This window comes from Micromonospora sp. LZ37 (assembly GCF_059359015.1).
Genome location: NZ_JCADBL010000011.1, coordinates 33,678 through 59,765 on the forward strand (window position 1 = coordinate 33,678; position 26,088 = coordinate 59,765).

General features: G+C 74.6%; 27 protein-coding genes and 1 riboswitch. Of the genes, 15 read left to right on the forward strand and 12 right to left on the reverse strand.

Translation table 11 applies throughout. The features are described 5' to 3' along the window. Positions 1–22: 22 nt before the first annotated feature. Positions 23–232, reverse strand: coding sequence for a heavy-metal-associated domain-containing protein (locus AC5L3Z_RS21705; RefSeq protein ID WP_334613885.1), 210 nt, complete (start codon positions 230–232; stop codon positions 23–25). A 94-nt stretch (positions 233–326) separates the two neighbouring features. On the opposite strand from AC5L3Z_RS21705, the gene AC5L3Z_RS21710 reads away from it, so the two are divergent. Beyond that, positions 327–626 carry a metal-sensitive transcriptional regulator gene (locus AC5L3Z_RS21710; protein ID WP_494844611.1) on the forward strand — a complete coding sequence of 100 codons (300 nt, stop codon included), beginning with the start codon at positions 327–329 and terminating at the stop codon, positions 624–626. A 104-nt stretch (positions 627–730) separates the two neighbouring features. Here the strand turns inward: AC5L3Z_RS21710 and AC5L3Z_RS21715 are convergent, their stop codons facing one another. Further along, a complete protein-coding gene (locus tag AC5L3Z_RS21715) occupies positions 731–1,390 on the reverse strand; it encodes a DUF305 domain-containing protein (protein WP_494844612.1) in 660 nt (219 codons plus the stop codon). Between the two features lie 71 nt (positions 1,391–1,461). Then, a complete protein-coding gene (locus AC5L3Z_RS21720; RefSeq protein WP_494844614.1) occupies positions 1,462–2,010 on the reverse strand; it encodes a hypothetical protein in 549 nt (182 codons plus the stop codon). A 390-nt stretch (positions 2,011–2,400) separates the two neighbouring features. Here AC5L3Z_RS21720 and AC5L3Z_RS21725 point away from each other — a divergent pair, with 390 nt between their 5' ends. Further along, positions 2,401–3,750 (forward strand): YibE/F family protein, encoded by a 1,350-nt coding sequence (locus AC5L3Z_RS21725; protein ID WP_494844616.1) that lies wholly within the window; start codon positions 2,401–2,403, stop codon positions 3,748–3,750. A gap of 166 nt (positions 3,751–3,916) precedes the next feature. Beyond that, positions 3,917–4,047, forward strand: a riboswitch (cyclic di-AMP (ydaO/yuaA leader). Positions 4,048–4,051: 4 nt separating this feature from the next. Continuing rightward, positions 4,052–5,071 (forward strand): coiled-coil domain-containing protein, encoded by a 1,020-nt coding sequence (locus tag AC5L3Z_RS21730; protein WP_494844617.1) that lies wholly within the window; start codon positions 4,052–4,054, stop codon positions 5,069–5,071. A 64-nt stretch (positions 5,072–5,135) separates the two neighbouring features. Here the strand turns inward: AC5L3Z_RS21730 and AC5L3Z_RS21735 are convergent, their stop codons facing one another. After that, a complete protein-coding gene (locus tag AC5L3Z_RS21735; RefSeq protein ID WP_494844619.1) occupies positions 5,136–5,804 on the reverse strand; it encodes a carbonic anhydrase in 669 nt (222 codons plus the stop codon). 195 nt (positions 5,805–5,999) lie between these two features. Between AC5L3Z_RS21735 and AC5L3Z_RS21740 the strand changes: the two genes are divergently transcribed. Beyond that, complete coding sequence (locus AC5L3Z_RS21740) at positions 6,000–6,332, forward strand: helix-turn-helix transcriptional regulator (RefSeq protein WP_494844621.1); 333 nt, start codon at positions 6,000–6,002, stop codon at positions 6,330–6,332. Positions 6,333–6,396: 64 nt separating this feature from the next. Next, entirely contained in the window at positions 6,397–7,635 is a 1,239-nt protein-coding gene (gene mycP / locus AC5L3Z_RS21745; RefSeq protein ID WP_494844623.1) for a type VII secretion-associated serine protease mycosin, read from the forward strand. Positions 7,636–7,780: 145 nt separating this feature from the next. On the opposite strand, the gene AC5L3Z_RS21750 is transcribed toward mycP, so the two are convergent. The 4 genes from AC5L3Z_RS21750 to eccCa all read right to left on the reverse strand — a co-directional run bounded on the left by AC5L3Z_RS21750 (position 7,781) and on the right by eccCa (position 12,999). Next, entirely contained in the window at positions 7,781–8,059 is a 279-nt protein-coding gene (locus tag AC5L3Z_RS21750; protein WP_494844624.1) for a WXG100 family type VII secretion target, read from the reverse strand. A 28-nt stretch (positions 8,060–8,087) separates the two neighbouring features. Next, on the reverse strand, positions 8,088–8,396 hold the full coding sequence (locus AC5L3Z_RS21755) for a WXG100 family type VII secretion target (RefSeq protein ID WP_088977186.1): 309 nt from the start codon (positions 8,394–8,396) through the stop codon (positions 8,088–8,090). A 282-nt stretch (positions 8,397–8,678) separates the two neighbouring features. Then, positions 8,679–8,993, reverse strand: coding sequence for a hypothetical protein (locus tag AC5L3Z_RS21760; protein ID WP_494844626.1), 315 nt, complete (start codon positions 8,991–8,993; stop codon positions 8,679–8,681). Between the two features lie 40 nt (positions 8,994–9,033). Further along, positions 9,034–12,999 carry a type VII secretion protein EccCa gene (gene eccCa / locus AC5L3Z_RS21765; protein ID WP_494844627.1) on the reverse strand — a complete coding sequence of 1,322 codons (3,966 nt, stop codon included), beginning with the start codon at positions 12,997–12,999 and terminating at the stop codon, positions 9,034–9,036. 98 nt (positions 13,000–13,097) lie between these two features. On the opposite strand from eccCa, the gene eccD reads away from it, so the two are divergent. Beyond that, on the forward strand, positions 13,098–14,567 hold the full coding sequence (gene eccD / locus AC5L3Z_RS21770) for a type VII secretion integral membrane protein EccD (RefSeq protein ID WP_494844628.1): 1,470 nt from the start codon (positions 13,098–13,100) through the stop codon (positions 14,565–14,567). Here eccD and AC5L3Z_RS21775 read toward each other — a convergent pair. Then, complete coding sequence (locus AC5L3Z_RS21775; protein WP_494844630.1) at positions 14,551–15,732, reverse strand: type VII secretion protein EccE; 1,182 nt, start codon at positions 15,730–15,732, stop codon at positions 14,551–14,553. The genes eccD and AC5L3Z_RS21775 overlap by 17 nt on opposite strands. A 166-nt stretch (positions 15,733–15,898) precedes the next feature. On the opposite strand from AC5L3Z_RS21775, the gene eccB reads away from it, so the two are divergent. The 9 genes from eccB to AC5L3Z_RS21820 all read left to right on the forward strand — a co-directional run bounded on the left by eccB (position 15,899) and on the right by AC5L3Z_RS21820 (position 23,186). Then, entirely contained in the window at positions 15,899–17,374 is a 1,476-nt protein-coding gene (gene eccB / locus AC5L3Z_RS21780) for a type VII secretion protein EccB (RefSeq protein WP_494844631.1), read from the forward strand. 91 nt (positions 17,375–17,465) lie between these two features. Continuing rightward, positions 17,466–17,834 carry a hypothetical protein gene (locus tag AC5L3Z_RS21785; protein ID WP_334531548.1) on the forward strand — a complete coding sequence of 123 codons (369 nt, stop codon included), beginning with the start codon at positions 17,466–17,468 and terminating at the stop codon, positions 17,832–17,834. Then, positions 17,827–19,155: a WXG100 family type VII secretion target gene (locus tag AC5L3Z_RS21790; RefSeq protein WP_494844633.1), complete on the forward strand. Its 1,329-nt coding sequence runs from the start codon at positions 17,827–17,829 to the stop codon at positions 19,153–19,155. Before AC5L3Z_RS21785 ends, AC5L3Z_RS21790 begins: the two co-directional genes overlap by 8 nt. 205 nt (positions 19,156–19,360) lie before the next feature. After that, on the forward strand, positions 19,361–19,774 hold the full coding sequence (locus AC5L3Z_RS21795; protein ID WP_494844635.1) for a hypothetical protein: 414 nt from the start codon (positions 19,361–19,363) through the stop codon (positions 19,772–19,774). 161 nt (positions 19,775–19,935) lie between these two features. Further along, entirely contained in the window at positions 19,936–20,298 is a 363-nt protein-coding gene (locus tag AC5L3Z_RS21800; protein ID WP_494844636.1) for a hypothetical protein, read from the forward strand. Between the two features lie 154 nt (positions 20,299–20,452). Then, positions 20,453–21,244, forward strand: coding sequence for a hypothetical protein (locus AC5L3Z_RS21805; protein WP_494844638.1), 792 nt, complete (start codon positions 20,453–20,455; stop codon positions 21,242–21,244). A 115-nt stretch (positions 21,245–21,359) separates the two neighbouring features. Next, a complete protein-coding gene (locus tag AC5L3Z_RS21810) occupies positions 21,360–21,698 on the forward strand; it encodes a YkvA family protein (protein ID WP_494844639.1) in 339 nt (112 codons plus the stop codon). 52 nt (positions 21,699–21,750) lie between these two features. After that, complete coding sequence (locus tag AC5L3Z_RS21815) at positions 21,751–22,170, forward strand: pyridoxamine 5'-phosphate oxidase family protein (protein WP_494844641.1); 420 nt, start codon at positions 21,751–21,753, stop codon at positions 22,168–22,170. Positions 22,171–22,520: 350 nt separating this feature from the next. Beyond that, complete coding sequence (locus AC5L3Z_RS21820; protein WP_494844643.1) at positions 22,521–23,186, forward strand: C39 family peptidase; 666 nt, start codon at positions 22,521–22,523, stop codon at positions 23,184–23,186. Positions 23,187–23,246: 60 nt separating this feature from the next. Here AC5L3Z_RS21820 and AC5L3Z_RS21825 read toward each other — a convergent pair whose 3' ends face one another. The 3 genes from AC5L3Z_RS21825 to AC5L3Z_RS21835 are packed head-to-tail and all read right to left on the reverse strand — an operon-like array spanning position 23,247 to position 26,067. After that, the gene (locus tag AC5L3Z_RS21825; RefSeq protein WP_494844645.1) at positions 23,247–24,407 is read right to left on the reverse strand and encodes a M20 family metallopeptidase; all 1,161 of its coding nucleotides are present in this window, start codon (positions 24,405–24,407) and stop codon (positions 23,247–23,249) included. Then, positions 24,407–25,216, reverse strand: coding sequence for an amino acid ABC transporter ATP-binding protein (locus tag AC5L3Z_RS21830; RefSeq protein ID WP_494844647.1), 810 nt, complete (start codon positions 25,214–25,216; stop codon positions 24,407–24,409). Before AC5L3Z_RS21830 ends, AC5L3Z_RS21825 begins: the two co-directional genes overlap by 1 nt. Then, positions 25,213–26,067: an amino acid ABC transporter permease gene (locus AC5L3Z_RS21835; RefSeq protein WP_334530606.1), complete on the reverse strand. Its 855-nt coding sequence runs from the start codon at positions 26,065–26,067 to the stop codon at positions 25,213–25,215. Before AC5L3Z_RS21835 ends, AC5L3Z_RS21830 begins: the two co-directional genes overlap by 4 nt. Between the last annotated feature and the right edge of the window lie 21 nt (positions 26,068–26,088).

Below are 26,088 nucleotides of genomic sequence, written 5' to 3' on the forward strand. Positions count from 1 at the left end.
CGGTTTCCGGGTGGGTGACCCGTCACGCCTCGACGAGGTCGTAGCCGGCCTCGTCGACCGCGGCGCGCACGGATCCGGTGTCCAACGGGCCTTCGCTGGTGACGGTGACCCGACCGGTGGCCAGGTCCACCTGGACGTCGCGGACGCCCTCGATCGCGCTCACCTCGGTGCTCACCGAGTTGACGCAGTGCCCGCAGGTCATGCCCTGCACCTGGTACGTGGTGGTGACCATGGCAGTTCTCCTCTCCCGTCCATCCTATACCCCCCTGGGGTAGGTCGCCCTGGGACCGTAGCATACCCCCCAGGGGTACGCTATCCTTGCCGTCATGACCACACCGAGCACCCCGATCCGGGGCTACACCGCCAGCAAGGACCAGCTGCTCGCGCGGCTGCGCCGTGTCGAGGGCCAGGTCCGTGGCGTGGAGAAGATGGTCGACGACGACCGGTACTGCATCGACGTGCTCACCCAGATCTCGGCGATCCAGGCCGCCCTGGACAAGGTCGCCCTCGGCCTGCTCGACGGCCACGCCCGGCACTGCATGCACGAGGGTGCGGCCGAGGGTCGCGCCGACGAGATGGCCGACGAGATGATGGCCGCCGTCGGCCGCCTGATGAAGCGCGGCTGACCCGTCCGCACCGGCGGCCGGGCCGGCCTCCGCGCCGCTGAGCCGAGCGGGGGTGCCGGGCAGACCCGACACCCCCGACCGACGTGGTGCGGGCCCCGGGCCGCTCAGAGCCGCCCGAGGATCTTCCTCATGGTGTCGATCTCGCTCTGCTGAGCGGTGACGATCTGCTGCCCCATGGCCTTGGCGTCGGCGTTGGCGCCGCCGGCGATCTCCTGCTTCGCCATGGTGATCGCGCCCTCGTGATGGGCGATCATCATGGTCAGGAACTGCCGGTCGAACTCCTTGCCAGAGGCTGCCGCGAGCTTCGCCATGTCGGCCTCCGACATCATGCCCGGCATGCCGTGGTCCATCCCCGGCAGATGCCCACCGGACGGGCCGCCCGACGGGACGGGCCGACCCCAGGCGGCGAGCCAGCCGGTCATGGTGGCGATCTCCGGCGCCTGGGCGGCCTTGATCTGCGCCGCCAGCTTCCTGACCTCGGCGTCGCCGGCCCGGCTCTCCGCCAGCTCGGACATCCGCACCGCCTGCTGGTGGTGCGGGATCATCATCTGGGCGAACATCACGTCCGCGTCGCCGAAGGAGGCGGACGCGCCCGGGCTGGCGGAGGCCGGGGCGCCCGCGCTGGCGCCGGCCGGGGCGCCCGTGCCCGGCATGTCGTGGCCGGAGCCGGCCGAGTGGCCGCCGCCGCAGGCGGCCAGGGCGAGAGCGGCGGTGAGGGTGGCACCGGCCAGGGCGGCACGGCGCGCGAGGGTACGAGTGGACACGATCAGACCTTTCGGTGTGCGGTGGACGAGCAGCGGACCGGCAGGCGCGGCGGAAACCGCGCCGGGCCGTCCTATCTGCGCAGCACCGACACCGTGGCGAGGCGGAGCCCGACCGGGCGCCGGGGCGGCCCCCGTGACCCGGACGACGGCCGGACCGGTCGACCGGATGCGGTCGCGGACCGGGTGACCCGCCGCCGGCGCAGCGCCAGCAGCACGGCCGTCCCGAACGCGCCGAGCACCGCCAGGCAGACGCTCCAGAGCGTCGGTCCCCCGTCCGTCGGCGTGACGGGCAGCGCGGCGTGGTCCCGGGTCACGGCGGCCGGCACGACGGCGTGGTTACGGGTCGCGGCGGCCGGCACGACGGCGTGGTTGCGGGTCACGGCGGCCGGCTCCGGGGCGGCGGCGCCGTGTCCATCCGGACGAGCCGCGGCGGCCCGGGCGGGCTCGTCGTGGTGGAGGGGGCCGGGCCGCGTACCGGCGACGCCGGATCCGATCGGATGACCGGGGCCGACGTGCGCGCCGTGACCGATCGTGTGCATGGTGGCCAGGCCGAGCAGGGTGCCGGCGAGCAGCAGGAGTCGGGGCCACCACCCGGTCGGAACCGCGCTCGCCGTCCGCACGCCACCACGCTAACCCGGCCGGTCCGCGCCGGCCCCGTACGCCACGGATGCCGCCACACTTCGTGACCACCGGCTCGCCCTGCGCTGTCGGAGCCGGGCGCGGGCGGCGAGCCGGGCGGGCGGACCTGGTCTCTCGCTACCATTCTCCGGCGATGACCGTCCGCACCGAGCCGACACCGCCCCGCGTACCGCGCCGGGGCCGGACGCGGTGGGCGGGACCGTGGTCGTCCCTCGCGGCGCCGCGACGCCGCCGAGGCGTCTGCTCGCCGTGCGTGACGGTGGCGCTCGCCCGGGGTGACCCCGGGGGCAGTCTTCCGGTCGGCGTGTCCCGCCGGTGAACCCGCCGGCCGGCTGACCCGTACCCCACTCTGGATCGTTGGGAGAACCGCAATGGGCGCCGACCACACCCGTCCCGCTCCGTCCACTCCACCAGGAGTGCGACGGCTCCTCGTCGCGACGGTGGTCCCGCTCTTCGTCGTGACCGTGCTCGCCGCGCTGGTGCTCTGGCCCCGGGACGGCCGGGAGGCGAACAGCGGGGGTGACGTGCCGCGTTACCACGGCACGGTGACCCGGGTGCTGACCGAGCCCTGCCCACCGACGCCGGAACTGCCGGAGGGCACACCCGGGGCGGCCGACGGCCCGTGCGGCACGGTGACCGTCCGGGTGGAGCAGGGCCCGGACACCGGCCGGGAGGTCCAGACGCCGGTGCCGTCCGGCCCGGGCGCCCCGACGGTGGCGGTGGACGACGAGATCGTGCTGGTCAAGCTCACCGACCCGGCGGACCCCACGTCCAGCAGCTACAACATCGCCGAGCACCAGCGCGGCAAGCCGCTCGTCTGGCTGGTCGCCCTCTTCGCGGCGGCGATCGTGGCCTTCGGACGCTGGCGTGGCCTGGCGGCGCTGGCCGGGCTGGGCGCGAGCTTCGCCATCCTGCTCACCTTCGTGGTGCCCGGCATCTCGGCGGGCGGCTCACCGCTGCTGATCGCGATCACCGGCGCCGCCCTGATCATGTTCGTGGTGCTGTACCTGACCCACGGGATCACCGCGCAGACGTCGGTGGCGGTGCTCGGCACCCTCGGCAGTCTGGTGCTGACCGGTCTCCTCGGCAGCCTGGCCACCGCCGCCACCCACCTGACCGGCTTCGGCAGCGAGGAGGCCACCACGCTGTCGCTGTACCAACGCGACGTCGACCTGCACGGCCTGCTGCTCGCCGGGATCATCATCGGCTCGCTCGGCGTGCTGGACGACGTCACCGTCACCCAGGCGGCCACCGTCACCGAACTCGCCCACGCCAATCCGAGCCTGTCCCGGTTGCAGCTCTACCGGGCCGCCACCCGGGTCGGGCGGGCGCACATCGCGTCCACGGTCAACACCATCGTGCTGGCGTACGCGGGCGCCTCGCTGCCGCTGCTGCTCCTGCTGACCGCCGACAGCCGGGCGATCGGCGAGATCCTCACCAGCGAGTTCCTGGCCCAGGAGATCGTCCGGAGCGCGGTGGCGACCCTCGGCCTGGTGGCCGCCGTACCCCTGACCACCGGGCTGGCCGCGCTGGTCACCACCGCCGGTCGCGGCCCGGCCGGCGACGCGCCGCCGGCCGACCGCCCGACGCCCACCCCCCGGCCGCCGGCCGACCGGGACGCGGCACTGGAGGCGCTCAGCGCCCCACGTCACGGCCCACCGTCCACCCCGACCCCCGCGGGGTGGCCCGACCCGGAAAGGAACACGGACACCGCATGGTGACACTCCTCAGCGTGACCGCCGCCGGTGCGGCGGTTGTCGACCGCGTCACTGGTCACGCACCGTTATTGCGAAATAACGCTTTTAGTCGGGTTCTGGACGTAGATCCCCGGTACTCCTCTCGGGTAACCTCGCTGCCGGTCACCGCCGAAGGCGCGCAGCGGCGCCTGCGGTGCCGCCGCCCAATCGCCGCACGGCGAGCCGGGGAACCAGGTACATGGGGTGAATCCGCGCGAGCGGTAGGGACCACTTCCGTCCCGAACCCGTCAGCTAACCCGGTCGGCGGTCGACGGAAGGGAACACTGTGACGGCACCCCTGCGCCGCTGGTTGACACCGGCGGTGGCCGTGCTCACCGCTCTGGCCATCCTCACCGGGCCGGCCCCGGCGATCGCCGCCCCCTCGACGCCCACCCCCTCCGGGCACGAGGAGGACGAAGAGCCCGAACTGCTCACCGACGTCATCGAGCTGCGCAACCGCGAGTACAGCAAGGCGAAGTCGCAGCTGGAGAAGTCCAAGAAGCTCCAGCGGGAACTCGCGCTGGAGATCCGCCGCGCCGAGGAGGATCTGGAGGCGCTGCGGCCCCAGGTCAGCCAGATCGCCGCGCAGTCCTACCGCACCGGGCGGATCGGCGCGGCGGCGATCCTGCTGGACAGCAAGGCGCCGGACACGTTCCTCAAGCGGGCCTCCGCGCTGGACGAGCTGAACATGGTCAACGCGCAGAAGCTGAGCGAGGTCACCTCCGCCAAGACCCGCGCCGAACGGGCCAAGCTGGCGCTCGACGGCGAGGTGCGCCAGCAGCAGAAGCTCACCAACGACATGGCCCGGGAGAGCCGGGAGGCGGAGAAGGCCCTCGCGCTCGTCGGCGGCAAGGGCTTCACCGGCGGCCTGGTGTCGGCCGAATCCCCGGTGGCCCGGATCGCGCCGGGCCGGACGGCGGACGGCGGCTGGCGCCCCGAGGGACGTACCGAGGACGACCCCACCACCTCCGGCCTGATCACCCCCCGCACGCTGCACGCGTACAAGGAGGTCCGGCGGGCCGGTTTCAAGCGCTTCGTCGGCTGCTACCGGCCGGGCGGGCCGTGGGAGCACCCGAAGGGCAAGGCCTGCGACTGGTCGTTGCAGAACAGCGGCTTCTCCCCCTGGTACAACAACGACACCCGCCGGTACGGCAACGACCTCGCCGCGTTCCTGATCCGCAACGCGGACCGGCTCGGCATCTACTACGTCATCTGGAACCGGCAGATCTGGTTCCCGGCGACCGGGTGGAAGTCGTACAGCGGCCCGTCGGACCACACCGACCACGTGCACATGTCGATGCTCTAGCGACACCGCGCAGTCCGAGGGCCGTCCCGCCGCGTGCGGGGCGGCCCTCGTCGTTCGGGCCGGATCAGCCGGCGACCACGGCCGGGCGCCCGCCCTGGGCCGGCGGCGGGACGACGGCGGCAGCGGCGGCGGGGACCGCCGCCACCGTCCGGACCTCACCGGCGGCGAGCCGGTACGACATCCCGACCACCGCGCACCGCCCGGCGGCCACCTCGGCGGCGAGGGCGGCGGAGGAGCCGAGCATGGCCTCCACGGTGTGGGCGATGTGGATGTCGACGATGCCGTCGACGTCGTCCACGCCCTCCTCGGCCGCCCGGCGCAGGCTCGGCCCGACCGCGTCCACCACGGCCCGGAGGTGCCCGGTCGGCGGCGTGCCGGTCCGGGCGGCGTCCCGGGCGGCCTGCACGGCTCCACAGGAGTCGTGGCCAAGCACCACCACCAGCGGGGTGCCGAGCACGGTGACGCCGTACTCGACGCTGCCGAGCACCTCGGGGCCGACGGTGTGCCCGGCGGTGCGGACCACGAAGAGGTCGCCCAGTCCCCGGTCGAAGATGATCTCGGCGGCGAGGCGGGAGTCGGAGCAGCCGACGATCACCGCGAAGGGGTTCTGCCCGTCGGCGACGGCGGCCCGGTGGCCGGCGTCCTGGTTGGGGTGGCGCGGCGTGCCGGTGACGAACCGCCGGTTGCCGGCGTGCAGCTCGGCGAGCGCCTGGGTCGGAGTGGTCGGGGCCATTCCCTCACCTCGGTCCGTGGTCGGGTCGGTCAACCGGCCGGCGACGGAGGCGGCCTCGCCGCCCACCGTCACACGCACCCGAAGATACGTCAAGAATCACGTGATACAGATTTCATGCTTTGGCCGGCCGCGTCGGGCCGGGCCGGCCACCCCCTGACCAGGGCAGGGCCGAAAATCCGCACGGCGGGCCATACGATGGCGGGCATGGCGACGACAGCAGGCGGGAACGGGAGCACCCGGCACTGGACCTTCCTCACCAACCACGCGCACGTGCTGCTCGCCATCGCGCGCAACCCCACCGCCCGGCTGCGGGACGTCGCCGACGAGGTCGGGGTGACCGAGCGGGCCGCCCAGGCGATCGTCGCCGACCTCGAGGCCGGCGGCTACCTGCAGCGCACCCGGGTGGGGCGGCGCAACGAGTACACGGTCAACCCGACCGGCCACTTCCGGCACCCCGCCGAGGCGGACCGCCAGGTCGGCGACCTGCTCGCCCTCTTCACCGCCGCACCGGCCGAACCCCGCTCCTGAGCGCCCGACCCGCACGGTCCCGCCCGTCACCGCGCGGACGCTCCGACGGCGGTAATCTCACCGGGTGCGCGAGACCATCCGGCCCGACGGCACGCCGGTGACCCGGCCCGCCGCAGGCACGTCCCGGGCCGTCCTCAGTGCGGTCACGGCGGCCCTGCTCGCCACCCTCGTCGTACCGCCGGCGCCGGCCGTGGCCGCACCCGGCTGCGCCGGCCCACGCAGCCAACCCGCACCCACCGAGACGCCGTGGGCGCTGCGCCGGCTCGACCCGACGTCGGCGTGGCGGATCACCCGCGGCGAGGGCGCCACCGTCGCCGTCATCGACTCCGGGGTCTCCCCGGCCCACCCGCTGCTCAAGGGCCAGGTGCGCGAGGGCCGGGACTACAACGGGCTACCGGCGGCGCGAGGCCAGTGCGACCAGGCCGGGCACGGCACCATCGTGGCCGGCATCATCGCCGGCAGGGAGGGCACCGGCGCCCCCTACAGCGGCATCGCGCCCGCGGCCCGGATCCTGCCGATCCGGGTCCTGCCCAACACCCGGCAGTCCAGCGACACCGGCCTGCCCGTGGAGATCGGCCAGGCGATCCGCTGGGCGGTCGACCAGGACGTCCAGGTGATCAACCTGTCGCTGGCCACGTTCGACCGGCCGGAGCTGGCCGCCGCCGTCGAGTACGCCCTGTCGAAGAACGTCGTGGTGGTGGCCGCCGCCGGCAACCGCCAGGAGGAACAGCAGGACCGGCCCGCCTACCCGGCCGCGTACCCCGGGGTGATCGCGGTGGCCGGGGTGGACCCGCAGGGCGGTCACGTCGGCAGTTCGGTCAGCGGCGACTACGTCGACGTCGCCGCCCCGGGCCTGGACATCATCGGCCCCGCGCCCTCGGGGACCGGCTACCTCACCGAACCGCAGGGCGGCACCAGCTTCGCCGCCGCCTACGTCTCCGGGGTGGCCGCGTTGCTGCTCTCCGCCGAGCCCGACCTCACCCCGGAGCAGGTGGCCCACCGGATCACCCGGACCGCCGACAACCCGCCCGACGGTCACAACCCCGAGGTCGGTTACGGGGTGGTGAACCCGTACCGGGCGCTGACCAGCCTGCTCGGCACCCGCAGCGACCCGCCGGCCGGCGCGCTGCCACCCCCCGCGCCCACCCGTGACCCGCTGGCCGGGCAGCGCACCGTGGCGCTCTGGGCGGCGGGGGTCGGGGCGGTCGTCGCCGGGCTGCTGCTGGCCGCCCGGCCGATCCTGGACCGGGGGCGGCGTCGCGGCTGGCGTCCCGGCCGTCGCACCGAGCCGGTGGACGCCTGAGCCGCAGCCGGGCCGACCGGCGCACGCCTCCGGCCGGTGGACCGAGCCGCCGGCGCCGACCGGACCGGCGGACCGGCGAAGGGCCCGGCAACGCGAAGCGGCTCCGACCCGGAAGAACCGGACCGGAGCCGCGCGGGCGACAACCTCAGCCCCACACCCGGGCGTTGCTCATCTCGGTGGAGACGTAGTTCTCGCGGGCGACGCCGACCGCGCCACCGATCTCGTTCAGGATCCGGTTGATGTCCCGGACAGCGGTGTCCCACTGCGCCTGGTGCTGCTCGTAGGCGGCCCGGTCCTGGCCGTCCCACTCCAGCTTGGCCAGCATCGACCGCAGCGTGTCGAGCTTCTCGTCGATGGTCTTCGAGATGCTCTGCATCTGCTGGTTGGCGCTCTCGAGGACGGCGTAGTCAACCTTGATGCTCATGAGTTCCTCCCCTGCTCGTCTCGGCGGATCACGGGTTGAGCGCAGAGTGGAACTTGTCCAGCATCTGCTGCTGCTCCTCGTCGTTGACCTGGTGCGTCGTACCCGACTTGTCGAGCAGGTCGGCGATGTTGTCCATCGCCGTCAGCAGCTTGACCGTGTCCTCGTTCCAACGCGTCATCAGCGACTGGAAGCCAGTGGACGCCTGGCCCTTCCAGGCGATGGCCAGGTCGTCGACCACGTTCCACAGCTTCTTCAGCTCGCCGTCGACCTCGCTGCGCGTGGACCGCACGTCACTCGCGGCGGTATGCAGAGTCGCTGCTTCGACCTCGAACGCCATGCTTCACACCCTTCCGTCATGTTGTGGCGGCGGAACTGCCGCGCCCCTCCCCCGCGGCAAGGCCAACACCCCACCGACGGACACTCCTCAGGAGACGGTAGCCCACCGTGTCCAGCGCGCGCAGCCCTGTTCACACGGGCGTCGGTCGATGCTTGGCGTCCGGTGGAGGGAACCCCTGGTGACGTCGGGAATGCCGTGACCCATCGACGGGCTTTCCCGCCGCCGGCCGGCCGAGGACGATCCGGACCCGTCCGCGAAGAGCAGGGCGAGTCGCCCGATCCGTCACCAGTCCTTGTCGCCCGGCAGGATCAGCTTCCGCCCGGCGGGGTCAGCCGGCGGCCGGCGGGCCTGCCGGACCATCGCCGGACCGGTCGCGAGCAGGCCGGCCAGCAGCGCGACCGCGAGCCACAGGACCGGCTTGTCGAGCGCCCGATCCACCAGCACCGGGAGCATGAGCGCCACCGCCGCCAGCGCCAGCACGGCGAGCGCGAGCCGCGGCGCCCGCGACCGCGACCGCGACAGCTGCTCGTACAGGCCGCACAGCATTCCCAGGGCGACCGCCAGCAGGGCGGTCAGGAAGAACCACAGCTGCCACATCGTCTCTCCCCGTCTTCGAACTGTCGCCCGTCCGGCCGGCTCACGCCGGGTCGGCCCAGGCGGTCTGGATGAGCTGCTGGCCGTCCCGGCGGCGCACCAGGGTGCCCCGGCCCGGCGGTTGCGGACTGGGCCGCAGCGTGCCGAACACGGCACCCTCCTCCCGGTTGCCGGACATCAGCAGGCCCGGCGAGTCCAGCTCCCGCAGGCGTTGCAGCACCGGCTCGTAGAGAGCCCGGGCCACGCCGCCCACCCGGCGGGTGACGATCAGGTGCAGGCCGATGTCCCGGGCCTGGGGCAGCAGCTCGTGCAGGGCGCTGAGCGGATTGCTGCCGCCCGAGGCGACCAGGTCGTAGTCGTCCACCAGGATGTAGAGGTCCGGCCCCTTCCACCAGCTGCGGTCGCGCAGCTGGGCGGTGGTGACGTCCGGGCCGGGCAGCCGGTTCTGCAGGGCGCTGCGGATCGAGCCGAGCCCCTGGCTGAACACCTGGTTGGACGGGGCGTAGTCGAGCAGGTGGTCCCCCTCGACCGCGCCGAGCAGCCCGCGCCGGTAGTCGGCGATGACGATCCGGGCCTGGGCCGGGGTGTACCGGTCGACGATCCCGCGCGCGATCACCCGCAACACGTTGGTCTTGCCGCACTCGGCGTCGCCGAAGACGGTCAGGTGCGGCTCGTTGGCCAGGTCCAGGTACACCGGCGCGAGCGCCGACTCGTTGACCCCGATCGGCAGGCCCGGCACCGACCGGTCGGCGACCTGGACCAGCTCGTGCAGCGGCAGCCGGCGCGGCAGCAGCCGCACCTTCGGGGCCGGGCGGCCCGGCCAGGCGTCCGCGACGTGCCGGGCCAGCGCCACCGACGCCTCGGTCAGGTCCTCGATGTCGCGCTTGCCGTCGATCCGGGAGACCGCGGTGAGGAAGTGCAGCTTGTCCCGGGTCAGCCCCCGGCCCGGAGCACCGGTCGGCACGTTCGCCGCGGCCCGGCGGTCGATCTCCGACTCGTTGGCGTCACCCAACCGCAGCTCCAGCTTGGTGCCGAGCAGGTCCCGCATGTTGATCCGGATCTCCGCCCAGCGCACCGCGGTCAGCACCACGTGCACGCCGAAGCCCAGGCCCCGGTTGGCCAGGTTGGTGATGGTCTGCTCCAGCTCCTCGTACTCCTGGCGCAGCGTGTTCCAGCCGTCCACCACGAGGAAGACGTCGCCGAACGGGTCGTCGGCGAACTCGCCGGCCGCGCGGCGGCGTCGGTAGCCGGCGACCGAGTCGATGCCGTGCTGGGCGAACCGGTTCTCGCGGTCGTCGAGGATCGCCAGCACCTCGGCCACCGTGCGGCGGACCGCCTCGGTGTCGCGGCGACCGGCCACCCCGGCGACGTGTGGCAGCCCCTCCAGGCTGCGCAGCGCGCCGCCGCCGAAGTCGAGGCAGTAGAACTGCGCCTCGCGCGGGGTGTGGGTGAGCGCCAGCGACGCGATCATCGAACGGAGCAGGGTGCTCTTGCCGCTCAGGGCGGCACCCACGATCACCACGTTGCCGCCCGCGCCGGCCAGCTCGACCATCATCGGGTCCCGCCGCTGCTCGTACGGGCGGTCGACGACACCGACCGGCACGGTGAGCCGGCCCCGGCCGGGCCAGTTGGCGGTGGTCAGTCCGAAGGTCGGGTGGGCGGCCAGCGGGCCGAGCAGCTCACCGAGGCTCGGCGGTTCCGCCAACGGCGGGAGCCACACCTGGTGCGCCGGGGCGCCCTTGCCCTTTAGCCGGTCGATGAGCACGTCCAGCATCGCCACGGCCTTGCCGTCGGCCGGCTGCTCGGGCGCCGGCGCGACCTCGACCGGCGCCTGCGGCACCCGCACCGGCACGAAGTTCACCCCGTACGGCACGATCCGCCGCTGCACCAGCGCCCGGGACGACTGCGCCGCCTGCCCCGGCGCGCGGTAGGGCCCGGAGACGTACGCGGCCCGGAACCGCAGCATGGTGCTGGTGTCGGTCTTGAGGTAGCCGTGCCCGGGCGCGTTGGGCAGCTCGTACGCGTCGGGCACGCCCAGCACGATCCGGCTCTCCACCGCCGAGAAGGTGCGCAGACCGATCCGGTACGACAGGTGGGTGTCGAGTCCGCGCAGCTTCCCCTCCTCCAACCGCTGGCTGGCCAGCAGCAGGTGCACGCCGAGCGACCGGCCCAGCCGGCCGATCATCACGAAGAGGTCGATGAAGTCCGGCTTGGCGGCGAGCAGCTCGCTGAACTCGTCGCAGATGATGAGCAGGCTCGGCATCGGGGGAAGCGGCTCGCCGGCCGCCCGGGCCTTCTCGTAGTCGAACCGCGAGACGTAGTTGCCGGCGGCCCGCAGCACCTCCTGCCGGCGGGTCATCTCACCGGCGAGCGCGTCCCGCATCCGGTCGACCAGCGGCAGCTCGTCGGCCAGGTTGGTGATCACCGCGCTGGTGTGCGGCAACGCCTCCAGCGAGGCGAAGGTGGCGCCGCCCTTGAAGTCGACCAGGACGAAGTTGAGCTCCTCCGACGAGTGGGTCACCGCCAGCGCGCCGACGACGGTGCGGAGCAGCTCGCTCTTGCCAGAGCCGGTGGCGCCGATGACCAGCCCGTGCGGGCCCATGCCCTCGTGCGCGGACTCCTTGAAGTCCAGCTCGACGACGTTGCCGTCCGGGCCCACCCCGAGCGGGATGCGCAGCCGGTCCCGGTGCCCGCGCGGCCGCCAGGTCTGCTGCACGTCGACGGTCGCGGCGTCGCCCACCCCGAGCAGGTCGGGCAGCTCCATGCTGCGGGCCAGCGGCTCCTCCGCCGTGGCCTGCTGCTGGGAGAGCCGGTACGGCGCGATCTGCCGGGCCAGCCCCTCGGCGGCGGCGGCGTCGAGCCGGTCCGGGCGGCCCAGCCGCGAGGTGGCGGTGCCCCGGACCAGCTCCAGCGAAGTGCCGTCGCCGGCGTCCAGGCAGAGCAGCCAGCGGCCGGCGTCGCGGGGCACCGTCCCGGAGAGGTCGATGGTGGTGGCGCCGAGCAGGCCGGGCCCCATCAGCTGGCAGGTCGCCGAGACCTCGCCGCCGTCGATCACCACCACCAGGTGCGGGGCGGAGGTCAGCGGCTTGGCCTCCGGCGCGAAGCGAGGACGCCCGGCCAGCTCCGCGGCGAGCGCCTCCTCGGCCTCGGCGAGGCTGGCGAAGACCAGCCGGCGGGCGCCGGCCGCGTCGGTCCGCGCGCTGTGGTGGGCGTGCGGCAGCCACTTCACCCAGTCCCACACCTGCTGCCGGTCCGGTGCGGCGACCACCGCGAGGAGCAGGTCGTCCGGGGCGTGGAAGGTGACCAGCTGGGCCAGAGCGGCCCGGGTCAGGTCGAGCACCGGCTCCCGGTCACCCCGCAGCGCGATCCGGCTGAACGCCCGCAGCGACAGCGCGGTGGGCAGGTCGGGCACCGTGGAGTGGGCCCGCACGAACCGGCGCAGCGCGATCGCGCTCATCGGCTCCAGGTCCTCCACCGGCTTGGTCTCCGGCGGGACGATCTCCACGGCCAGGCGCTGCGGCCCGGTGGCGATCCGCAGCTCACCGAAGTCGTCCTCGGTGATCCGCCGCTCCCACATCCGGCGGGACGCGGCGATCGACCAGAGGGCGTCCGGCTCCGGGTGGCGCCAGGTCATCGCGGCCCGCTGCTGCTCGGCGGCGCGCCGGGTGCGCTTGCGCATCTGGGCCAGGTACCGCATGTAGTCGCGGCGCTCGGCGTTGATCTCGGCCTTGTCCTTGCCGCTGCCGGTGGTCATGGTGCCGAGCGCCATGCCCAGCATGGACACTCCGAACAGGCCACCGGCCACATAGGTCATGGTCGAGCCGCCCCGACCGGCGTAGAGGAAGGCCATCGCGCCGACGCCGCAGAGCATCGGCAGGATCATCAGCAGCTGGGCCATGCTGCGGGGGGTCGGCTCGGGCAGCTCCGGTGGGGATTCGAGCAGCACCTCCCCGCGCGGCAACGCGGGCCCGGGTTGACGCGGAAGCCGGCGGAACACCACGGTGCTCACGGCTGTCTCCTCCCCAGAAGCGGCCCTCGAGCCGATTCACGACCGACCGGAGTTGTCGGGTGGGCATCGTACGTGCCCGCCATCGTAGGTAATCTCGCGTGAGCGTCGTGGACCCGTTGGGGGCGAGGCCGCCGGTCGAGGTGGAGCTGACAGAGCGCGAGGAGGCCACAGTGGCGACGAAGACGGCGACCGGTGGACTGAGCCGGATCACCATCGTGGCGCCACGGACCAGGATGGACCTGGCGCTCCCCTCCGACGTGCCGCTGGCCGACCTGCTCCCCACCCTGCTGCGCTACGCCGGCGAGGACCTCGCCGACGAGGGCGTCCGGCACGGGGGCTGGTCCCTCGCCCGGCTCGGCGGCCAACCGCTGGACGGTGGTCGCACCGCCGCCCAGCTCGGCGTCCGCGACGGCGAGGTGCTCTACTTCAATCCCCGGGCGGCAGCCACCCCCGAGATCGTCTTCGACGACGTGGTGGACGCGGTGGCGACCGCGACCAACCAGCGGGCCGGCACCTGGCAGGTCGGCACCACCCGCGCCTTCTCGGTGCTGCTGGCCGGCCTGACGCTGGCCGCCGGAGCGGCCGTGACGCTCCTCGCCGGGCCGCCCCAGCTGCCCGGCGCGCTGGCCGCGCTGCTGGTGGCGGTGGCCCTGGTGGTCACCGCGGCGGTGCTGTCCCGGGCCGCCGGCGACAGCCGCACCGGCGCGGTCCTGGCCGTCGCCGGGATCGGGTACGCGGCCGCCAGCGGCCTGCTCGTCCTCGGCGGCGACCGTGAGCTGACCGAGCTGGCCAGCCCGCACGTGCTGCTCGCCGGCACCGCGGTGGTGCTGTTCGGCGCGGTCGCCGCGCTGGCCGTCGGCGACCGGATGCCGCTCTTCCTCGGGGCGGTGGCGGTCGGCGCCGCGGCCGGCTTCGGCGCGCTGCTCTGCCTCGCCCTCGGTCTCGACGCCGCGGCGGCCGCCGCCGTGGTCGCCACGGTCGCGTTCGCGACCGTGCCGATGCTGCCGATGACCGCGTACCGGCTGGCCCGGCTGCCGGTGCCCTCCATCCCCACCGGCCCGGACGACCTGAAGACCGACACCGAGACCGTCGACGGCCGGCGGGTGCTGCGGCAGAGCGAGCGGGCCGACGAGTTCCTCACCGGTCTGCTCTGGACGGTGTCCCTGCTGGTGCTGGGCGGCCAGGTCGTCCTGGCCGTGGACGGCCGGCTGCCGGCGGTGCTGCTCTGCCTGGTGCTGGCGCTGCTGTCGCTGCTGCGGGCCCGGCCGTTCATCGGGCGCGCCCAGCGCACCCCGGTGCTGGTCGCCGGGACCGCCGGGCTGCTCCTGACCGCGGCGGCCGTCTTCGCCGCCGGCTCACCGGCGGTACGGCTCGGCGTGGTCCTCGGCGGCCTGCTGCTGACCACCGTGGTCAGCCTCATCTACGGGCTGACCGTGGCCGGCAAGCGGATCTCGCCGGTGTGGGGCCGGGTCCTGGACATCGTCGAGATCCTGCTGATCGTCGCGCTGGTGCCGTTGGCCGTCTGGGTCTGCGGCGCCTACGGCTGGATCGTCAACCTCCGACCCTGATCGTCCCGGTGGCGGTCGCCACCGGGGTGGTGGCGTAGACCCCGGGCCCGTGCTGCCCGTCGAGCGGCCGGGCCGACACGCCGCACCGCCGGGCCACCTCGCGTACCGCCTCGACCAGGGCGTCGACGTGGTCGTCCCGGCCGGCCACCCGGAGCAGCGGTGGCACCGACGGGTCGCCCGGCACCACCACGGCCGCCACCGTGTGCGACGGCGCGGAGGTCGCCGTGACGGCGTCCACCAGCGTCCCCAGGGACGCCTCCGGGCGCCGGCGCAGGGTCAGGCAGCGCTGGGTCCAGCCGCCACCGCGCAGCCCGGTCCAGGTCTCCGCGGGCGGCTCCGGCGCCAGGTCCAGCCCCGCCGCGGAGACCACCGCCGCGCGCAGCTCGTCCCGACCGAGCACCCGGTGGGGCAGGCCGGCGGCGTTGAGCGCCTTGCCCAGCCGGCCGACCCCGGCGGCCACCGTCCGGTGCACGCCGCGCATCCCGCCGCCCCGGGTCACCGCTGCGGCCCGCGCGTCCGGCACGGAGAGCCGCAGCGCCACCCAGACGGTCCGGTGGGCGGCCGGCGGGGCGCCCGGGGCCGGGTACCAGACCAGGGTGTGCGAGACGACCTGGGTGAGGGTCACCGGGGCGGTGAGGTCGGCGAGCACCCGCAGCGCCCGGTCCACCGTGGCGGACTCGACCGTGCCGGCCGGCGCGCCCGCCGCCCCGGTCAGCGCCACCGCCGCGAACCAGCCCCGGCCGTCCTGGCCGATGCCCAGCCGGGTGCCCCGCTCGGTCAGCTCGATCACGCTCAGCTCGGGGGTGAGCGCGGCCAGCCGCGGGTCCACAACGTCACCGGCCGCGACGGCCGCGCGGGCGTCCTCCCCCCGGCGGCGCAACCGGCGGCGCAGCAGCAGGTCCTCGTACCACCAGCGTCCGCCGCGTCGGGCGAAGGTCGCCACCGTGAGCAGCACGGCCAGCCCCGCCACCGTGCCGACCAGCCAACCCGGCCCGTCGAGCACCGCCCAGACGGCGACCGCGCAGAGTTCCACCACGACCAGCTGGCCGACGGCCACCGGCCCGATCCGGCCGCGCCCGCGCCGGTCGGCCGGCACGACGGGACGGTCGGCCGGAACGGCGGGCACGGTGGGCGTACGACCGGGTGGCGCCTGAAGCTGAGTCATCGGTGTGCGTCCCTTCTGGACTCCACGGGCGTCCGCCGTCGGCGGGGGTGGCCGGCGGCGCGTGGGCGGGGGTCCCGGTGAACCGTCGACGGCCCCTTATCGTAGGGAAGCCCGCGGCGACGTTCCGACCTGATCGTCGCGGAACCACCCCCGCCGGAGGTCAACCATGCGGACCCGCCGCGACCAGGTGCAGGCGTACCGCTTCGTCACCCGCCGCATCGTCTCGGCGCTGCTCGCCGGCGACCCGGAGACCACCAACCTCCCGATGCGGCGGCTCGGCATGGCCGTGGCCGGCAGCGTGCTCGCCGCCGCCGTCGTGCTCGGCGTGGCCGGGGCGTACGGGCAGCTCACCGGGAACACGGCTCCGCTGGAGGAGAAGACGCTCGTCATCGAGCGGGAGACCGGCGCGACGTACGTCTTCCTCGAGGGGACGCTGCACCCGACGTTGAACTACGCCTCCGCGCGACTGATCCTCAACGAGCCGGACCCGCAGGTCCGCACCATGTCGCGCAAGGCCATCGGCGACCGCCCGCGGGGTCGCACGGTGGGCATCGTCGGCGCCCCGGACGCGCTGCCGGACCGTGGCTCGCTGGTCGACCTGCCCTGGTCGGTCTGCGACGTGCCGGATCCGGCCGACTCCCGCCGGTCGCGTACCCGGATGGTGGTCGGCCGGCCGCTCAGCGGCGGCGCGCCGCTGGCGGACCGGGCGGTCCTGGTCGAGTCGGACGGGCAGCGTTTCCTGCTCACCGGCGGGTCGCGGCTCCAGGTCGTCGGCGACGGGGGGACGCTGGCCGCGCTGCGGATGACCGGCGCTCCCACCCTGGGGGTCGGCCAGCAACTGCTCAACGCGGTGCCGGCGGGGCCGCCGCTGCGGCGCCCGGCGATCGAGGGTGACGGCAGCCCGAGCGGCCGTACGGTCGGCGACCGGCCGGCCCGGGTGGGCGACGTGTTCCGGGCCGCCGGGGACCACTACGTGCTGACCCGCGAGGGCCTGGCCAACATCGGCGAGATCACCGCGCTGCTGTTGAGCAGCGACGACGGTCAGATTCGCGACATCAGCCCGGACCAGGCGGGCGAGCTGTTCGACGGCCGGCGGCTGGAGGCCGACGGGATGCCGACGAAGCTGCCCGCGCTGTACCCGGTCCGGGCCGGGCAGACGGTGGTCTGCGCGACGTACCGCGCGGGCCCGACCGGCGGCCCGCCCACCACCGCGCTGGAGGTCTTCGACCGGGCACCGGCCGAGCTGTCGGCACCCGGCGGGACGTCGGTGCGGCAGGGCGCGCGGGACGCGGTCCGCACCGCCGAGGAGGTGCTGCTGCCGCACGGCAAGGGGGTCCTGGTCCAGGCCGCGCCCGGAGCCGGCGAGGGTGCGGAGGCGGCGGCCGGCGCCACGGTCTACCTGATCGCCGGGCAGGGGGTGCGGCACCCGCTGGGCCGGGCCTCCGGTGACGCCGTCGCCGCCCTCGGCTACGGCGGCGTGCCGCCGCTGGTGGTGCCGTCGGCACTGCTCGCGCTGGTGCCGACCGGCCCCACCCTGCAGCGGGAGGACGCGCTGGCCGAGTACGCCCGGGACGACGAGGAGGCCGGTGGCGCACCGGGGCCGTCCGGCCCGGCCGCCCAGGGGTCGACGCGGGGCGGCTGACCGGGGCCGGTCGGCGGGTCGCCCGGGGTGGCGGGTGTCGACTAACCTGAATGCGGCCACGGCTTCGACTATGGACAACGGGGATGCTGCCATGACCGGGCGCACGACAGTCGACGTACTGTCCCTTGAGGACTTTCACCAGCGGTTGGCGGACCGTCTGGCCCAGGCCGAGACGGCGCTCAGGAAGCTGAACACCGAGCTGGCCTGCCGCCCGCCGGCGCTCGGCACCTTCACCGACGGCACCGGCAACGCCCGTCGCTACAGCGACGTGCAGGCGAGCTACGCCGAGCGGGTCGCCCAGCTGCGTCGGGCGGTGGCGGCGGCCCGGACCGCCACTCAGACGATCATGACGAACTACCGCACCACCGAGGCCCGCAACGCGGCTGCCGCCGCCGACATCGAGGCCGCGCTCAACGGCGTCAACGAGGTGCTGAACGAGCGGGAGGACGGGCGTGACTGACTACACCCACCATTACCAGCACGTCAGCCACAAGGAGCTCTACGACGCGGTCGTGCAGGCGGGCGACCCGGGCCAGGTCGACGGTCTGGCCAGCCAGTGGAGCACGCTCAAGGACACCCTCGACGACCTGGCCCGGGATCTCGACGCCGACCTGGACAAGCTCGCCGGCACCTGGTCCGGCGACGCCGCCCGCGAGTTCGTCGACCGGCTCTCCCTGGTGGTGCGCTTCTCCGGTGAGCTGGCCGAGGGCACGGCCCAGGTCCGGCAGGCGCTCACCGACATGGCCGACGCGCTGCGCGTCGCCCAGCGGGACGCGGAGAGCCCGGAGGAGACCGACGACCACGACAAGATGATCTCCAAGGCCAAGGACGGCGCGATCTTCGGCGTCGGTGGGGCGATCATCGGCGGGTTGATCGGCCACCAGCAGGACAAGGCCGAGCAGGAGAAGGCCCACCAGCGGATGGTCCAGGTGGTGGCCAGGCTGGCCGAAGGCTACGAGGTCTCCGCGTACGGGCGGGTGGTCGACGCCCCGGTCCCCGACCCCCGGCTGCCCGGCGGCGCCGACGGGCCCAGTTCGACGGCGCGGAGCGGCCCGGGGTCGAGCACCCCGTCCGCCGCGCCGACGACCGGGCTCGCCGGGAGGCGCGGCGACGCGTCGGTGGAGACCCCGGGCAGTGTGTCGCCCGGCCCGACGGGCGGTTCCGGCAACCCGGAGACGGGCACCGTGGGCGCTGGCGTGGGTGGCCCGGGCGCGGTTGGCGTGGCCCCCGGCGGCACCGCGACTCCACTCGATCCCGGCGCCGGCACGCAGCTCGCCGGCGCGGACCCGCTGCTCGGCGGCGCGCTGGTCGGCGGGGCGGCGGTGGGGGCGGCCGGTCTGGCGGGGGCGGCCCCGACCACGCCGGGCACCCCGGGCGTCGGGCCCGGCCTGACGTTCGGTGCGCCGGGCTCCGTACCGGCGGGTGGGGTGGTCGGCACCGGCTCGCTGGCCTCCTCGGGCCGGGGGGCTCCCGCGCCGTCGGCCCGTCCGGCCGCCGGAGCCCCGGCCATGGAGAACCGGGCCGCCGCCGGCACCGGCCGGCTGGCGGCGGGTCAGGCGGGCGGCAACGCCGGCGGCACGGGCCGTCCGGGTGCGGGCGGCGCGCCGGCCAACCGGCCCGCGACGGCACCCGGGGCGGCCAACCGCAACGGCGTGCTCGGCGGCCGGGGCCAGCACGCCGAGGAGGACGACGACGCGCGGCTGACCTGGCTCACCGAGGACGAGATGGTCTGGCACGACGGCGACCGGGCCGCGCCCCCGGTGCTCGGCGGCGACCACTGACCGACGATCGTCGGTCCGTCCGGAGGGGTTCCTCCGGGCGGGCCGACGGCCGTGGTCGGGCCGGAGGTGACCGGCGGAGGGAGGCGCAGCGCGGCCCTTCCGCCAAGCTTCGCGGGGGACGTTCCGGACCGGACGGTTGCGTTACGGTGCCGTCCGGGTGCCGGTCGACAGCGACCCGGCACTGTTGAGATCATGGGGGTGTCGGGTGACTGATCCGGACCGGAACGGTCGACGAACCGCTCTGACTCTCACGCTGCGCCACCCGCCGGCGGCCTTTCTCTACGCGGCCACGACGCCCCGGGTACGGCTGGACGGCGTCGACGTGGCGGTCCCCGGCTGGGGCAGGCACAACATTCCCGTCGTCCCGGGGCAGCACCGGCTGGAGGTGTGGGTGCCGTACGCCCTCCCGCGGCGGGTGGGACGGGTGACCCGGGAAGTGGGTGTCGACGAGGGGCGTGAGGTCAGCCTGGAGTACATGGCGCCCACGATCACCTTCGGTCGCGGTGCGCTCGGTGCACCGGGCGAGCAGAAGTCCGCCGGCTACTCCGCCGTGATGATCGCCAACGTCGTCGCCGCGGTCGTCGTCCTGGGCCTCTGTGCGGTGCTCGCCTTCGCCTGACTCGCACGACCTGACGCTGGACGCACCTGACCGGCTCCCACGGCGGGACCGCCGCATCCCGGTCGGGAGTCGTCCGTCCACACCGCACATGGTGGCCCGGTTCACTCGCCCCACCGCCGTCGAGCGCTGCGGGTCCCGGCCGGGGACGCTAGGTTGGAACCGTGCCTGCCGCAGCGACCGCCCGCCCGTCCTGGCCGGTGACGCTGCGCGCGCTGCGCGATCTGGCCCGGCTGGCGCTGGCCGCCCTGGTGCTCGCCTTGGGCGTGGGCGCGGTCGAGGTGGACGCCGCCGAGGCGCGCGCGACCGCCACCGCCGCGGCGGCCCGCCCCGGCGTGGTGGTCTCCCGGGTGGCCGAGCTGTCGCCCACCTCCCGGCCGGTCGCCGAGACGCCGGCCGAGCGGCCGCTGCCCGTCCGGCCCGCCACCGTTCCCGCCGCGCCGGCCTCCGTGCCGCCCGCGATGCCTGCGGCCCCCGGCGACCCGGTCCGGGACGCCACCGGCCTTCGCGGCCCACCCCGGCGCTGAGCCTCGCGACACCCGTCCGGGTGTCGGACCGCCGCCGGGTGTCGTCCCGGCCGCGCGCGTCCGGCACCGCGGGGTGATTCCCCGCCGCTTCCCGCGCCCGCCCGCCGGGCGTGACCTCCTCCGTCCACACCGTTCCCACCGTTAGGTGCTGGTGATGCAGACCGTGCTCTCCTCCGTCCTGCTCGATGTCCCCGCCGCCGCCGTGATCTGGCTGGCGTTGCTCGCGGTCGCGGCCGTGGCCGTCGCGGCCCTGGTCGTCCGTCCGGGCCGGCTCCGGTCCGCCGTCACCGGCCGGTTCCACGAGGCCGCGCTCCCGACGCACCTGGAACTGGCCGAGGAGGAGCGGGAACGCGTCCGGTACGCCCAGGAGATCGCGGTGGCGGCCCAGCGGGCGGCGGCGACGGCCGAGCGCCGGCGCGCCGAGTGGCTGGCCGTCCAGGAGGAGGTCGAGTCGGCGTGGCAGGCGTACGAGGACGCCGAGGCGGACGTCCGCCGGCTCTCCGCCGCCGCGGCCATGCCGCTGCCGCAGACGGTCCGGACCCCGGCCGAGTACGCCGACCGGGAGCGGTACCTGCACCGGGCCGCGCTCGCCGCGTACGGGCGCAAGGAGCTCTCGGCGGAGCAGCTCAGCGACGTCCTCGCGAACCGGGGTGGCTGGGACCCGCGCCGGCACCCGGTGGAGCAGGAGCTGGTGCTGCGCCGCGCCGTGCGGGACAACCTGGCCGCCCGGCACCGCGCCACCGTGGAGCGGGAGCGGGAGTCGTGGCGGGCGGCGGACCTCGCCGCCGCCGCTGCCCGGAGCCTGCGGGAGGAGGCGTTCGCCGCTCTCGACCGCCGCCCCGACGAGGCCGCCGCCCTGCTCCCCATGCCGACCACCGGCACCTCCACCGAGCCCGTCCGCGAACCCGTCACCGCGACCCGCCAGCGCACCATCGCCCCCGCCTGACCCACCCACCCGCCCCCCGCGATCTCGCCCTGACGGCCCGACGGTGCCGCGTCCCGTCCCGTCCGCCCGGCACCGAATCGCATGATCACGGCGCGGGTGGGTTAGCGTTGCGGGTATGTCCCGGGAAGCGTGGATCCTCGTGGTGGTCGGCGGGATCCTGGCGCTGGGCACGCTGGTCGGCGCGGTGCTGCTGGCCGTCCGCGTGGTCCGCACCCGACGGCTGCTCGGCTCACTCGGCGCCGGCGGCAAGGTGGCCTTCTACGGCGCGCTGATCTACACGGTCCTCCCGGTGGACGTGCTGCCCGATCCGATCTACCTGGACGACATGGGCGTCCTCGCCGGGGCGTTGCTCTATCTGGGCCGGTTGGCCGCCCGGCGCCGCGCCGCGGCCCGGGAACTGCCCGGACAGCCCGACACTCCCCCTGGTCAGGAGCGGGTACGCCCCGTGCCATGATCGGTACCGGGCGGGGCGGGAGCGGCACCGGACCGGCGGACAGGAGACGGACATGTCGGGCGACCATCGGCTGGACCCGCACGACGGGCGGGTCGCCCTCTTCTGCCGGGAACGGCACCTCGCCACCCTGACCACACTGCGCGCCGACGGCACCCCGCACGTGGTACCCGTCGGGGTCACCTTCGACCCGGACGCCGGCCTGGCCCGGGTGATCACCTCGAAGGGCTCCGCCAAGGCCCGGCACGTCGCCGCCGCCGGCGCCGATGGCACTCCGGTCGCGGTCTGCCACGTCGACGGCCGCTGGTGGCTCACCATTGAGGGACGGGCCGTGGTCCGCACCGACCCGGCGTCGGTGGCCGAGGCCGAGCGCCGCTACGCCGAGCGCTACCGGCAGCCCCGCCCCAATCCGGAGCGGGTGGTCATCGAGATCGCCGTGACCCGCCTCCTGGGCAGCCTGCCCCCCACCCCCTGAGGCGCGTCGGCGGTACGGGCCCTGATGTCCGGTTCGCGTCGCCGTCCGGGGGCCAGCACCTCGTGACGTCTGCGTCGTCACGGGCCGGTTGCCCGGTTCGACGGTGGCGACCGACACCCGGGCGGCGGAATCGCCGGGGGCCGGCGGCGGTTACATCCTCCGTACGGCCGAGTAGGGCGAGCAGCACGGCGGGCGGGGGCGGAATGAGTCCCGGCCGGCGGTCGTTACATCACCGGTGTGCGAGTGGCCGGATGCCCGGCACACCGATCCCTTGGCAATCGAGCGCCTTTCCCGGTGCTTGCGTCCGTGTCCCCTGACGTGGACGTCAAACCCCCGAACGGAGCTTCGACGTGAACCCGATCTTCCGCAACAGCATGCTCTCCGTCGCCGGCCTGATCCTCACCGGTGGCGCCATCGCCGGGCCCGCCATCGCGGCGCAGGCCACGCCGGCCGAGAAGGCGGCCACCGCCCCGGTCGTGTCCGAGAAGAGCAAGGGTGCGGCCCCGAGCAAGGACAAGAGCCGCACCGGCTACGAGTACCAGGCCCAGCCGAACTTCTACTACTGCGGCCCGACGTCGACCGGGATGGCCCTGTCCGCTGCCGCGGGCAAGACCGTCAGCCTGGACGAGCTGGCCGAGAAGCTGGGCACCACCGAGAACGGCACCGACTCGGCGTTCGACATCACCCGGGTGCTGAACGAGTACACCGGCGGCAAGTACAAGACCACCGAGCTGAGCACGGACGTCGCCTCGAAGGAGCAGATCGAGCGGCTCCGGGCGGACGTCAAGGCCGCGGTGGCCGCGGGTGAGCCGATCGTCGCCAACGTCCTCGGCAACGCCTACGACGTCGACGGCAACGTGCGTGGCTTCCCGGGCCACTACGTGACCGTGGTGGAGTACAAGGACAACGGCAACACCGTGAAGATCGCCGACCCGGCGGCCCCGGACGTCCAGGAGTACTGGATGGAGACCGCCGAGCTGGCCAACTGGATCGCGGGCCGCGGTTACAGCTCCTGATCCGACGCACACCGGCGAGGGCCGGTCTCCCCGACAGGGGGACCGGCCCTCTTCGTCGTCTCAGCGCCGGGCCACCTCGTCGACCAGGCCGGCGAGCAGGGCCACCCGGGGCACCACCGAGTCGAGGTCCAGCCACTCGGCCGGACTGTGGTCGTCGCCGCCGACCGGGCCCAGCCCGTCCAGCACCGTCGCACCCGCCTCGGCCAGCAGGTTCGCGTCGGCGCAGCCGCCGGTGGCGGTGTGCGACACCGGCAGACCGAGCCCCGCGCCGACCTTCGCCGCCAGTTCGGTGAGCCAGCGCCCCTCCGGGCCCGGCTCCCAGGGCGGGGTGGGGGCGTGCACGGAGAGCTCGCCGCGTACCCCGGCGACGATCGGCTCGGCGACCAGCCGGCGGATCTCGGCCAGCGCCGCCGCGTACTCCCCGGTGCGCCAGGCGCGCAGGTCGACCAGCATCCGGGCCCGGTCGGCGACCACGTTGGGCCGCCCACCGGACTCCAGCACCCCGACGTTGACGGTGACCCCGGGCCAGCGCCCGTTGAGCGCGTCCAGGGCGACGGTCAGCCGGGCCGCGGCGAGCAGCGCGTTCGCCCCCCGCTCCGGCTCGATGCCGGCGTGCGCGGCCCGACCGCGCAGCACGATCTCCAGGTCCGCGACGCCCTTGCGCGCCGACACCAGGTCACCGTTGTCGCGGGCGCACTCCAGGCAGAGCGCCACGTCGGCCTCCGCCCCGAGGGTACGCAGCAGCGGGCGGCTGCCCGGCGAGCCGATCTCCTCGTCCGGGGTGCAGACCAGCACCAGCTCGCCGTACTCCTCCCGGCCCAGGGCGCCCAGCACCTCCACGGCGGCGAGCCCGGCGAGCAGGCCCCCCTTGTCGTCGCTGACCCCCGGCCCGTACGCCCGGCCCTCCTGCACCCGGAACGGCCGGGTGGCGGCCGTGCCGGGCGGGAAGACCGTGTCGAGGTGACCGGCGAGCAGGATGCGCCGCTCCCCCCGGCCCCGCCGCCGGGCGATCAGCACGTCGCCGAGCGGGGTGCCCGACGGGTCGGCGACCGGTTCCCGTTCCACCGCCAGCCCGGCGGCCAGGCACCAGGTCTGCACCAGGTCGGCGGCCTCGCGCAGGCCGTCCAGCTGCCCGGAGCCGGAGTCGACGGCGACCAGCCGGGCCAGCCGGTCGTGGTACGCCCCGAGCCGGTCACCGGCCGCGGTCAGCAGAGGGTCCATCAGAGCACCTTGTCCAGGAAGGCGCGGGTGCGCTCGTGGCGGGGGTTGCCGAGCACCTGGTCCGGGGTGCCCTGCTCGACGACGACGCCCCCGTCGAGGAACGCGACGCTGTCGGCGACCTCGCGGGCGAAGCCCATCTCGTGGGTCACCACCACCATGGTCATCCCGTCGGCGGCCAGACCCTTCATCACGTCGAGCACGTCGCCGACGAGTTCCGGGTCGAGCGCCGAGGTGGGCTCGTCGAAGAGCATCAGCTTCGGGTGCATGGCCAGCGCGCGGGCGATCGCCACCCGCTGCTGCTGGCCGCCGGAGAGCTGGCCGGGGTAGTTGTTGGCCTTCTCGGCCAGCCCGACCCGCTCCAGCAGCCGCATCGCCTCGACGCGGGCCTTCTCGCGTGGGGTGCCGAGCACCCGTACCGGGGCCTCGACGATGTTGCCGAGGGCGGTGAGGTGCGGGAAGAGGTTGAACCGCTGGAACACCATGCCGATGTCGCGGCGGCGGCGCGCCACCTCGCGGGCCTTCAACTCGTAGAGCTTGTCGCCCTGGCGGCGGTAGCCGACCAGGTCGCCGTCCACCCAGAGCTGTCCACCGTCGATCCGCTCCAGGTGGTTGATGCAGCGCAGGAAGGTGGACTTGCCGGAGCCGGAGGGGCCGAGCAGGCAGCTCACCTCGCCGGGGGCCACGGCCAGGTCGATGCCCTTGAGCACCTCGACCGCGCCGAACCGTTTGGTGACGCCCTCGGCGCGCACCATCGGGGTGGTCGTCTCGTCGCTGGCGGCCGGCACGGCCGCCTGGTCGGTCACGGTCATCGGACGCCTCCCCGGGCGAAGCCGCGGCCGAACCGCCGCTCGATCAGCCACTGGCCGGCCGAGAGCAGGCTGACCAGGGCGAGGTACCAGATGGCGGCCACCACCAGCAGCGGGATGACCTTGTAGTTGTTCTGGTAGACGGTCTGCACGGCGGTCATCAGGTCCCGCCCGGCGATCACCGACACCAGCGCGGTGGACTTGAGCATGGTGATGGTCTCGTTGCCCATCGGCGGGATGATCACCCGCATGGCCTGCGGCAGCACCACCCGGCGCAGGGTCAGCGTCGGGCTCATGCCGAGCGCGGCGGCGGCCTCCGTCTGCCCCTGGTCCACGGCGAGGATGCCGCCGCGGATCACCTCGGCCGCGTACGCCATCTCGTTGAGCGACAGGGCCAGCACGGCGGCGACGGTCCCGGTCACCACGACGCTGGTGGGCTTGTCGAACAGGATGGTGCCGGTGAACGGCACGGTCAGGGTGAGTCGGGGGAAGAGCGCCCCGAGGAACCCGAAGAAGATGATCTGCACCAGCAGCGGGGTGCCCCGGAAGACCCAGATGAAGACCCAGGAGACGCCGCGCAGCACCGGGTTCTCCGACAGCCGCATGACGGCCAGCAGGACGCCGCCGACGGTGCCGAGCACCATCGCCAGCAGGGTCAACCAGAGCGTGGTGACCACGCCGTCGAGGACGTAGTCCTTGAACAGGTAGTTGGCGATGGTGCCGGGTTCCAGGTTGGGGCTGTCGAACAGCGCCCGGAGGAACAGGGCGGTCAGGCCGACCACGAGCAGCGCGGTAAGCCAGCGTCCGTAGCGACGTACGGGCACCACCCGTACGGTCTCGGTGTCGCTTGTCATTGTGGTGCCTCCTGCGGCGGG